General features: G+C 37.5%; 12 protein-coding genes. 8 read left to right on the top strand and 4 right to left on the bottom strand.

The window, feature by feature from the left end; genetic code table 11:
* Positions 1-202: 202 nt before the first annotated feature.
* From rplU to sufB, 7 genes are all read left to right on the top strand, one after another.
* A complete protein-coding gene (rplU, locus tag MUW74_RS03305) occupies positions 203-517 on the top strand; it encodes a 50S ribosomal protein L21 (RefSeq protein WP_243519172.1) in 315 nt (104 codons plus the stop codon).
* Between the two features lie 9 nt (positions 518-526).
* A complete protein-coding gene (gene rpmA, locus MUW74_RS03310; RefSeq protein ID WP_243519170.1) occupies positions 527-781 on the top strand; it encodes a 50S ribosomal protein L27 in 255 nt (84 codons plus the stop codon).
* 84 nt (positions 782-865) lie between these two features.
* Positions 866-1216: a 30S ribosomal protein S16 gene (rpsP, locus tag MUW74_RS03315; protein WP_317208327.1), complete on the top strand. Its 351-nt coding sequence runs from the start codon at positions 866-868 to the stop codon at positions 1214-1216.
* A 53-nt stretch (positions 1217-1269) separates the two neighbouring features.
* On the top strand, positions 1270-1524 hold the full coding sequence (gene acpP / locus MUW74_RS03320; RefSeq protein WP_243519168.1) for an acyl carrier protein: 255 nt from the start codon (positions 1270-1272) through the stop codon (positions 1522-1524).
* A 36-nt stretch (positions 1525-1560) separates the two neighbouring features.
* Complete coding sequence (gene fabF / locus MUW74_RS03325) at positions 1561-2811, top strand: beta-ketoacyl-ACP synthase II (RefSeq protein WP_243519165.1); 1251 nt, start codon at positions 1561-1563, stop codon at positions 2809-2811.
* Positions 2796-3533, top strand: coding sequence for a ribonuclease III (rnc, locus tag MUW74_RS03330; protein WP_243553067.1), 738 nt, complete (start codon positions 2796-2798; stop codon positions 3531-3533). The genes fabF and rnc overlap by 16 nt, the downstream gene beginning before the upstream one ends.
* 58 nt (positions 3534-3591) lie before the next feature.
* On the top strand, positions 3592-5040 hold the full coding sequence (gene sufB, locus MUW74_RS03335; RefSeq protein WP_243519158.1) for a Fe-S cluster assembly protein SufB: 1449 nt from the start codon (positions 3592-3594) through the stop codon (positions 5038-5040).
* 46 nt (positions 5041-5086) lie between these two features.
* Here sufB and MUW74_RS03340 read toward each other — a convergent pair whose 3' ends face one another.
* The 3 genes from MUW74_RS03340 to prmC are packed head-to-tail and all read right to left on the bottom strand — an operon-like array spanning position 5087 to position 7866.
* Positions 5087-6034, bottom strand: coding sequence for a hypothetical protein (locus tag MUW74_RS03340; RefSeq protein ID WP_243519153.1), 948 nt, complete (start codon positions 6032-6034; stop codon positions 5087-5089).
* Positions 6035-6088: 54 nt separating this feature from the next.
* Positions 6089-6937, bottom strand: coding sequence for a hypothetical protein (locus MUW74_RS03345; RefSeq protein ID WP_243519150.1), 849 nt, complete (start codon positions 6935-6937; stop codon positions 6089-6091).
* Between the two features lie 29 nt (positions 6938-6966).
* Positions 6967-7866: a peptide chain release factor N(5)-glutamine methyltransferase gene (gene prmC / locus MUW74_RS03350; protein WP_243519147.1), complete on the bottom strand. Its 900-nt coding sequence runs from the start codon at positions 7864-7866 to the stop codon at positions 6967-6969.
* 300 nt (positions 7867-8166) lie between these two features.
* Between prmC and hflX the strand changes: the two genes are divergently transcribed.
* The gene (hflX, locus tag MUW74_RS03355) at positions 8167-9378 is read left to right on the top strand and encodes a GTPase HflX (protein ID WP_243519144.1); all 1212 of its coding nucleotides are present in this window, start codon (positions 8167-8169) and stop codon (positions 9376-9378) included.
* A gap of 62 nt (positions 9379-9440) precedes the next feature.
* On the opposite strand, the gene lipA is transcribed toward hflX, so the two are convergent.
* A complete protein-coding gene (gene lipA / locus MUW74_RS03360) occupies positions 9441-10304 on the bottom strand; it encodes a lipoyl synthase (RefSeq protein ID WP_243519141.1) in 864 nt (287 codons plus the stop codon).
* Positions 10305-10602 lie beyond the last annotated feature (298 nt).

Consider the following 10602-nt stretch of genomic DNA (forward strand, 5'->3'; position numbering starts at 1 on the left):
TTTTGGTGTCGAAGCTTGTCTATGCTTCTCAAATACATGCATTTTGTTGCAGTACGTCACTGTGCTTCTCTTAAAAATAGTTCATCAAAAGCAGGTTTGGCAAGAGGTCTATTTTTTATTTTATAGAAAAAAGCTTAGTTTTGTTAAAATTTATTTTTTCTATTTCTAGAAGAGATAATTATTCTTTAGATTATAAAAACATATGTATGCAATTGTAGAAATAGCTGGGAAGCAATTTAAAGTTTCTAAAGAGCAGTGGCTTTACACCCCTAAATTGCAAGGTGAAGTAGGTACTTTGCTCACCCTTGATAAAGTTTTACTATTAGATGACGAAGTCGGAACTATAATGGTTGGTACGCCTACCCTCAATGGGGTAACCATTAAAGCTAAAGTATTGGAACATACTAAGGCAAATAAAATTATCGTTTTTAAGAAAAAAAGACGGAATGGTTATAAGGTAAAACGAGGGCATCGTCAAGATCACACGAGGATTGTTATTGAAGATATTGTAAAGTAATATAATACCATGGCACATAAGAAGGGAGCTGGTAGCTCCCGTAACGGAAGAGATTCAGAAAGTAAGCGGCTCGGCATAAAAAAATATGGTGGAGAAGCTGTAAAAGCTGGCCATATCATTGTTAGACAAAGAGGTACCCGTTATTATCCTGGTAAGAATGTTGGCCTAGGTAGGGACCATACTTTATTTGCCTTAACAAATGGGCTAGTTGTTTTTAACAAAAAGAAAAACATGCGCTCTATTGTTTCCGTGGGTGAGGTTTAGTCGTATATCTGTTTGATATTTGTTTGCCTAACAAGAAAAAAATAATCTATTAACTATCTGCAAACGAGATTTGCTAAAAATACTATGGCTGTAAAAATAAGATTAGCTAGATGCGGTAGAAAGCATCTAGCAGAGTATGACATTGTTGTAGCGGATGCAAGATCCCCAAGGGATGGCCGTTTTATAGAAAAAATTGGGAACTATAATCCCAATACAGCTCCTGCAACCGTTAAACTTAATGAAGCAAGTGCATTAAAGTGGCTTTTTCAGGGTGCACAACCTACTGATACGGTTAAAACCCTTTTATCCAAGCAAGGTGTTATGCTTAAAAAGCACCTTCAAGTAGGTGTTATAAAGGGAGCCATTACACAAGAGCAGGCAGATCAAAAGTTGGCTAGTTGGAAGGCAGAGCGCGTAAAAATGAGCATTCGGTAATCGCCTAGTAAGATAATAATTCAATTCAATTAAAACATAAAATAGTTAATTCAATGACTAGGGAAGATATTTTCGCTAAAGTAGTAGCTATTGTTGTTGACAAGCTGAATGTTTCAGCTGAAGAGGTAGTAACTACAGCCCATTTCGCAAATGACTTAGGTGCTGACTCCCTTGACCAAGTAGAGTTGGTTATGGAGTTTGAAAAAGTATTTGATATGCAAATCAAGGATGATGAGGCTACCAACCTACAAACTGTAGGTAGCGTGGTAGATTATTTGGTAGAAGTCTTAGTCAAACCGAGGGCTTAGCCAAGGGTTGTTCTTAATTATACCTTATTCTTTTCTATGTTACCCACAAGAGTAGTCATTACAGGATTAGGCGCTCTTACGCCAATTGGTAATGATGTAAAAGCCTATTGGAATGGTCTTGTATCTGGTCAAAGTGGTGCAGAGCCCATCCATAGATTTGATCCTGCTAAGCATAAAACTAAGTTTGCTTGTAGCCTAAAAGGGTATGATCCGCATATCTACCTTGATGCAAAAGATATCAGGCGAATGGATCCATTTACCCAGTATGCTATGGTTGCTGGCGATGAAGCTATTCAGGATGCTTCCTTACTCACTTCTCTAATAGATAAAGAACGTGTAGGCGTTATATGGGGTTCTGGTATAGGTGGTTTAGGTACTACAGAAGCAACTGTTTTGGCACTTGCGGGCAATAATATGGATCCTAAAATCAATCCTTTTTTTATCCCTAAAATTATACCAGATATTCCGGCTGGTTACTTGTCAATTAAGTATGGATTTAAAGGACCTAACTTTTCTACAGTATCTGCATGTGCTTCTGCAGTAAACGCTATAATATCTGCTTTTCAGTTGATTAAATTAGGCGATGCAGATGTAGTGTTAGCAGGTGGCTCAGAAGCACCTATTATTCAAGTAGGGATTGCTGGATTTAATGCATTAAAAGCGCTCTCTACCCGTAATGAAGACTATTTAACCGCTTCTCGCCCCTTTGATAAGACACGAGATGGTTTTGTGATGGGGGAAGGCTCAGGTGCCTTAATACTTGAGTCTTATGCCCATGCTCAAAAAAGAAATGCTAAAATTTACGCTGAAGTAGTAGGAGTAGGCATGTCTGCAGACGCTTATCATATTACCGCACCAGATAAAGGAGGGGTCATGTTAGCATTGCAACGTGCGCTAGCTAGTGCTGGTCTTTTACCCGATTGTATAGATTACATTAATGCCCACGGAACCAGTACACCATTAGGTGATATCAATGAGATTCAAGCTATTCAAGAGGTATTTGGCGCTCATGCTTATAGGCTTAATATTAGCTCGACTAAGTCAATGACGGGGCATTTGTTGGGTGCAGCAGGTGCTATAGAGTCTATTGCTACTATTTTAGCATTGGTGCATCAACTAGTTCCGCCAACTATTAACCATAAGGTATTAGATGAGGCCATTGATTCACGAATTAATCTAACCTTGAATAAGCCAGAAAAAAGATCTATCTTATTTGCTCAAAACAATGCGTTTGGCTTTGGTGGCCATAATGTTTCTATTATCTTCAAGAAATGGGAAGGTTTCTAAGTTTACTGCAACACTTTTTTATCAAGAAAGATCGTACTACCCAGCAGTTAGCCTCTTTCGTAAGAACAGTTACTGGAATGATCCCTTCAAATCTTGCGTTGTATAAAGTAGCCCTTCAGCATAGTTCCATAGAAGAAGGACACACTTCCAATGAACGTCTTGAATTTCTGGGAGATGCTATATTATCTGCCATTGTTGCAGACTATCTATTCAAGAAATATCCTTTAAAGGAAGAAGGGTTTTTAACAGATATACGTTCAAGATTGGTCAACAGAGATTCCTTAAATGGGTTGGCACGTAAAATTCATTTAGATAAGTTCTTGCATTATGATACGAATCTAGTAAAACGAAGTGGTCATAAGTTTATTTATGGCAATGCATTAGAAGCGCTTATTGGTGCTGTTTACTTAGATCATGGTTATGAACGCTGTCAAAAGTTTGTTATTGATCGTCTGATAGTCAATTATGTAAGCTTAAAAGAGCTGATAGCACATGATACTAACTTTAAGAGTAAAATTATTCAATGGGCTCATAAAAACCATCTTCAAGTAGTGTTTAGAATTCTGGAGGAGAAGCAATATGATTATTATAAAGAATTTACCGCTCAGGTCCTTATCAATCAAAAAGTTATGGGAGCAGGGACGGGTAGGACTAAAAAATGTGCCGAACAAATGGCTGCTCAACAAGCCTTACAATATACGGAACCAGTAGAAGAGACATAATCCAATGCCATAAGCTCGGCACCTATAACAATATAATTTATCTAGTCTGGAGAAATTTATGCCACAAGAAGCACAAGCTATACGAGATATTATTGATGCATTTGATTATCAATATGGTTTTGAAAGCAATATTCCTGTAGATTCAATTCCAAAAGGGTTAACGGAAGCCACCATTCGCTTAATTGCTGAGAAAAAAAAAGAACCAGATTGGTTGTTACAAAGGCGTTTAGAGGCTTTTGATCACTTATCCAAATTAAAAGAGCCCACTTGGGCCAAGGTTGTCTACCCGCCTATAGATTATCAAAATATTATTTATTATGCCGCCCCTAAACAAAAAGTAGCATTAAATAGTTTAGAAGAAGCTGATCCAGAGCTTTTAGCTACTTTCAATCGCTTAGGTATTTCATTAGAAGAGCAAAAAAGGCTAACTGGTGTAGCCATGGATGTGGTATTAGATAGTGTTTCTGTGGCCACTACCTTTAAAGAGACCTTAAATAAGTTAGGTATTATTTTTTGTTCTTTTAGTGAAGCCGTTCAAAAGTACCCTGATTTGGTTCAAAAGTATTTAGGTAAAGTAGTCCCCATGACTGACAACTACTTTGCGACCCTAAATACTGCTGTATTTAGCGATGGGTCTTTTTGTTATATTCCCAAAGGAGTTCATTGTCCTATGGAGCTCTCTACCTATTTTCGCATCAATGCTACCAACACGGGCCAATTTGAACGAACTTTAATTATAGCAGAAGAAGATGCCTATGTTAGCTATTTAGAAGGCTGTACGGCCCCTATGCGCGATGAGCACCAATTACATGCTGCTGTAGTAGAGATTTATGCTGAAAAAGCAGCTCATGTAAAATATTCTACTGTACAAAATTGGTATCCAGGTAATAAAGATGGGGTAGGTGGTGTCTATAATTTTGTAACCAAGCGAGGTCTTTGTGCAGGCGCGCATGCTAAAATTTCTTGGACACAAGTCGAAACAGGCTCAGCCATTACTTGGAAGTATCCTAGCTGCATTTTAATGGGAGACCACTCAGTAGGCGAATTCTATTCTGTGGCAGTCACCAAGAACAAACAGCAAGCAGATACAGGAACAAAAATGATTCACTTAGGTAAACATACCAAGAGTCGTATTGTAGCCAAAGGGATTGCAGCTGGTTCATCCAATAATAGTTATAGAGGCTTGGTTAAACTGGCACCTAAAGCTGCCCATGCAACTAATTTTTCTCAGTGCGACTCTTTGTTGATCGGTAATAATTGTGGTGCGCATACTTTTCCTTATATAGAGGTAAACAACCCAACTGGAAAGGTAGCACATGAAGCTACTACTTCTAAAATTAGTGAAGACCAGCTATTTTATTGCAATCAACGTGGTATTGATCATGAAAATGCGATTGCACTTATTGTCAATGGCTACTGCAAAGAGGTGCTTAATCAGTTACCTATGGAGTTTGCTGTAGAAGCTCAAAAACTCTTGGCACTGACTTTAGAGGGTAGTGTCGGATAATAGACATCTTTGAGCATTCATTTGCAAAATAGGAGTGCGGAAAAAATCAAATAATCTTTTCGTTTTTTAAGCGATCCCATTCTCGCATAAACAATCCTGTTCTTAGAGAATTATCTGAAATAATGATCTCTTGTAAATCACATGTTTGCAAAATGACCTTAATAAGGCTAACTGATAATGGCAGCAGTTTTAAAAAAATAGGTGCAATAGGAAGTTCTTTTTCCCAAATATGTACAGGAGTGGTTTGAATAACTTGATAAATTTTAAAAAACTGCTCCTGAGAAACTCTTTTTATATTGCTATTTGTTTCAATAGCAGAAAGATCATAGTGCCATTTGTATAACATCAATAATGTCCGAAAAGCACCAGAGCTTCCAATAAGTTGACCAGGCCTATAACGATTTGTTCTAACAAAAAGAGGTGCCAAAGCCTTGCGATAATAGTCTTCTAAAAGGTCCACTTGAAGTGGTGTAATGGGATCACTATAAGTAAATTGAGCCGCAACACGACGTATCCCTAGTTCAAAACTTCTTTCCCATAGTGGCTTTAGTTCGTTAAAGATAATACACTCCACACTCCCACCTCCTATATCAATGATTAAGCCATTTGAATCTGTTAAATTGAAGCAAGAACTGATACCATGATAAATTAAGCTAGCTTCCTCTATGCCAGAAATAATTTCTACTTTAATATCTGTTGCAAAATGAATCGCTTCAATGATATCAGGTGCATTAACTGAATCCCGAAAAAGACTTGTAGCCTTGGCAGCAATAAATTGAACACCCTCTATATCCAGCTTTTTTTTAATGGCGACCAAAGTATTGACAATATTGTTTTGTTCCTCTAATGAGATATGCATATCATAAGGAAGCTGTTCAACAACAGTTCTTGTAATTTTTTCTTCATAAAGTATGGTATACTTTTCTGGTTCAACTACCCCTACTAAAAGATTTATAACATTGGTACCTAAATCAATAACAGCTAATTTTGACATAGCATTTTAATTAAAAAGCTGTTTCTATGGCTTGCGCTGATTATATCATATAACCTAAAGAACTATTTTCTTTTCTAAGAAAGAGATACTCCATTTTAGATATAATGTTATATCGAACTCTATTTTATTGGCTACTTTTCCATAACCTGGAATAGTATAATTTGATACTTGACGATCATCATTTTTTTTGCCATGCATAAGATAGGCTATGCCCAGTTGCATGCCTCCATAAAGTTGAGGCACTAAGCTAAGTTCAGAGCCTCCAAGTAGCTTTATCCAACCGGCTACAAAGGGATTAGAAGAAGCTATATCATCACCATAGATAAGGTTAAATCGACTGTAACCATAACCTATCCCGCAATAGGAATTCGTCAGACGATTAGGATGCATCATGCAGAGAAGCCCCCCTAAACCATAGCTACCCTTCAAGGTATAAGGTAACGTATTGCCATAGATTATGTTTTTAGGTTGATCAGCTAGATAGCCCACATCAATAGATAACTGTATCGGACCACAAAAATAAATGTCAACACCTCCTCCATAACTTTTTTGGTCAATAGACCAGCAATTCTTTAGACACTGAGCCCAATTTATTCTTACCCCAACCTGCTGTAACAAAGGGATATAACTAGACAAATGCATCGGTTTTGGAACAAAAAAGAGATACAAAAGGTCCATAACATCTTTATGTGCCACTTTGACTAAAGGTAAGGCTGCATTGGCTACCTGTATAGCTTCTTCTTCTACAGGAGCATTTGTTTCTTGCGGCATACCCACGTTTTCTTTTTGAAGTCGCAACGCATCACGATCCATTTGGTGATTGGCCCCAAAAGCCCTAACACTACAAAATGTATAGGCAACAATAACAATTAATAAGGTTGTTATCTTTAGTGCATACTGCATAGTTAATATACCAATATTTAAATGTAAACTCAGTTACCAGGTTTATGTTCAGAAACAGCCATAATCCATCTTTCTTTTTGACGCATATCCTTATGTAAAGTTATTTGCTTAAAATTTGCGCGATGTAGTAAATCTACAATCTTTTCGCCTAATGCCTCATTGATTTCTAAGCAGAGTATACCATTTCTACGCAAATGAAGCGCCGCAAGTTGAATGATGCGCCTATGGAATATAAGTGGATCATTATCTGGAACAAAAAAAGCCAAATGAGGCTCATAATCTACTACATTTGCATGCATAAAAGGCTTTTCCTGCATGCGAACATAGGGGGGATTGCTCACAATTAACGACCAACTAGATGCCGGAAGGGGATCCGTTAGGATATCTGCTGCTGTAAAATGAACTTTTACACCTATCTGGGCTGCATTATATGCAGCAACAGCTAGCGCGGCTTTACTTATATCAATAGCTTCTACTACCGCCTTGGGAAAGTGCTGTTTGAGCGTAATAGCAATGCAACCACTACCAGTACCTATATCTAGAATAGAAGTAGGATCGGAAAGATGATGCATTAAACATGTTACCCATTCCTCTGTTTCTGGCCGTGGGATGAGTACAGCAGGCGTTACCTTCAAGCAATTACCAGCAAAATAAGTGGACCCAATAACATATTGAATAGGCTCCTGCTTTTTTAATCTATCTATAGCATCTAAAAGCTTGATGTGAATAGCAGGTGCAATGGTACATAATGGATTTAGGATGTAGTCTGTTGCATTAACTTGCAAATAATAAGCCAGCAGTTGTTGAACAATAGCACGGCATTCTAGTTTATTAGGTATATCCAAGGCTAAGGCTTGACAGCATAGATCTAATAATTCTCGAAGCGGTATTTCAATTATAGAAGATGATGAATAAGAGAGTAAATTCATTGGATTTTTTGTCTGTCATAGGCTTTTAAAGGTTGCTTTAAGCTGCTTGTTGCTTTTGTAAAAAAGCCTACCTTACCAGCTATTTTATTCTATGGTAAGTAAATATAATAAATATAAAAAGTTAATCGAGAAACTAGCGTAAAATGGTTATTTTTTGCTAGGAGTAATGGATCAAACTAAAAATTCATTTGATTGTTATTCATACATTGTAGGCAATTAGCGATTTTGGATGCTATTTTGTAATATTTTTTTATTAAGCTTGTAGCTTATATTTTTTAGTTTATAAACTGCCTAGCCACTATGTTAACGCACAACCCTAATGCATCTAATGCAATCGTTAATGACCAGGCCAAAACGGCCATTCTTATAGCCCTGGTTACACCCCGGCAACCTTTAGCCAAAACAGAAGAATATCTTACGGAACTAGCCTTCTTGGCAGATACTTGGCGGTTGAAAATTGTGCGAAACTTTATGCAAAAGTTAGACCATGCACATGGTGCTACTTTTGTAGGCAAAGGAAAACTAGAAGAAATAGCTGCTTTTATCAAGGAAGAAAAAATTGATTATGCCATTTTTGATGATGAACTTTCTCCCTCACAAGTTCGGAACTTGGAAAAATTACTCTCCTGTCAGATATTAGATAGAAGCTTATTGATTCTTAATATCTTCTCTATGCGTGCGCAAACCAAACAAGCCAGGACACAGGTAGCCTTAGCACAGTACCAATATTTATTACCACGACTTACTAGAATGTGGACCCATCTTTCAAGTCAAAAAGGGGGTAGTGCAGGTATGCGTGGCCCTGGTGAGAAAGAATTGGAGACAGATAAAAGAATTATTCAACATAAAATTACCAAACTGCGTGAAAAGTTAACCAATATCGCACAGCAATGTACTACCAGGCGTAAGGGACGAGTTGATTTGATCCGGGTTGCATTGGTAGGATATACCAATGTAGGAAAGTCTACTTTGATGAAGCTGCTATCCAAGTCAGATATATTGGCTGATAATAAGTTATTTGCTACAGTAGATGCTACTGTACGTAAGGTAGTATTAAATGATAACGCATTTTTATTAACTGATACAGTAGGCTTTATTCGTAAACTACCGCATACTTTGGTAGCGTGTTTCAAGTCTACGCTAGCAGAAATTAAAGAAGCAGATTTGCTTTTGCATATAATAGATGCATCACACGATAGTTTTCAAGAACAAATAAGCATAGTCAATCAGACCTTACAAGAAATAGGCGCAGCAACTTTGCCAACTATTTTGGTATTCAACAAGGTTGATATCATCAAGAAAAGTATAGAAACCGTATCAAGCACTAGCCAAGTCATAGATATACCCATAGAAGCTGTTTTAAGAAGTGAGGCATATGGGAGTAGCATGATGCATTATCCGGTTGTTTTTATTGCTGCAACAAAGGGGCTAAATATAGACCTGCTAAAAGAAACAATTACAAAAGAAATAGAGCAAATTCAGCTAACAAGATATATAAAAGCTAGTTATTAGCTTATATTGCCCATGTCTGTCATGAATAGATACTTTTTGAAAGTCACATACCGAGTTTCAAGTTAAACATGCCGCTCTGCATGGTACGATGAACGGACCAGCGGTCCTGATTCCACGTAAGAAAACCCACGCTTGAGCGCTTCCTCTTTAAAATGAGCAAATTTGTCGGGATGTACAAAAGTAGCGACTGCAAGATGCTGTTTAGTAGGCTGTAGATACTGACCCAGTGTTAAAACATCCAAACCATTCTCTCGCAGGTCATCCATAACTTGATAGACCTCGGAGTCTGTTTCCCCTAATCCAAGCATAATCCCTGATTTAGATCGTTTGCCATATGCTTTAATCCGTCTGAGTTGCTCTAAGCTTCGCGCATACTTAGCTTGTGGACGAACATTTTTATAGAGTCGTTCTACCGTTTCTATATTATGAGAAACCACCTCTTGACCTGGGCTAATCATTCGTTCTAGTGCCCACCAAATTGCTTTTACATCTGGAATTAATGTTTCTATAGTGGTAACAGGATTCAAAGCTTTGATCTCTCTAACAGTTTGGTGCCAAATTTCTGCGCCACAGTCCTTTAGTTCATCTCGGTTGACAGAAGTAATAACTGCATGTTTGACTCCCATCAGGTGAATGGCTTTAGCTACTCGTTTCGGTTCGTCTTTATCATAAACAGTAGGTCTTCCAGTAGCTACTGCACAAAAGCCACAGCTTCTGGTGCAAACATTACCTAATATCATAAAAGTAGCTGTGCCTGCTCCCCAGCATTCACCCATATTGGGACAATTCCCACTGGTGCAAATGGTGTGTAGCTTGTGCTCATCTACAATATCACGGACCGTCCTATAATGCTTACCTGTGGGTAATTTAACTCGCAACCAATCTGGACGTTGGGTCTTTGTGATGAGTGGCGTTTCTTGCTTCATAAGAATGGTTAAAAAGTAGCCTAATGCTTTAGGGAAATTAAAAGCATAAGTAGTGTTTGGAACGCACTCCAATATAGGAAAACTTGGATAATATTTAGTTGGCTAGTTGGCGTTACTAACTTAGGCTATAAATAGAGCGCTATGCATCTATTATAATTATGAAAGTAGTTTTATAGTTCCATGTTATAAGATAGATAGGGGGTATTTATTCACGAGATGGGTTAAAAATAAATTTTTATGTCGTCTTTTCATGAATAAATTTAGCATGAAATATACTTTAATTGTAGTAGTTGATATT

The sequence above is a fragment of the Candidatus Cardinium sp. cBcalN2 genome, from assembly GCF_022810445.1.
GTDB lineage: Bacteria > Bacteroidota > Bacteroidia > Cytophagales > Amoebophilaceae > Cardinium.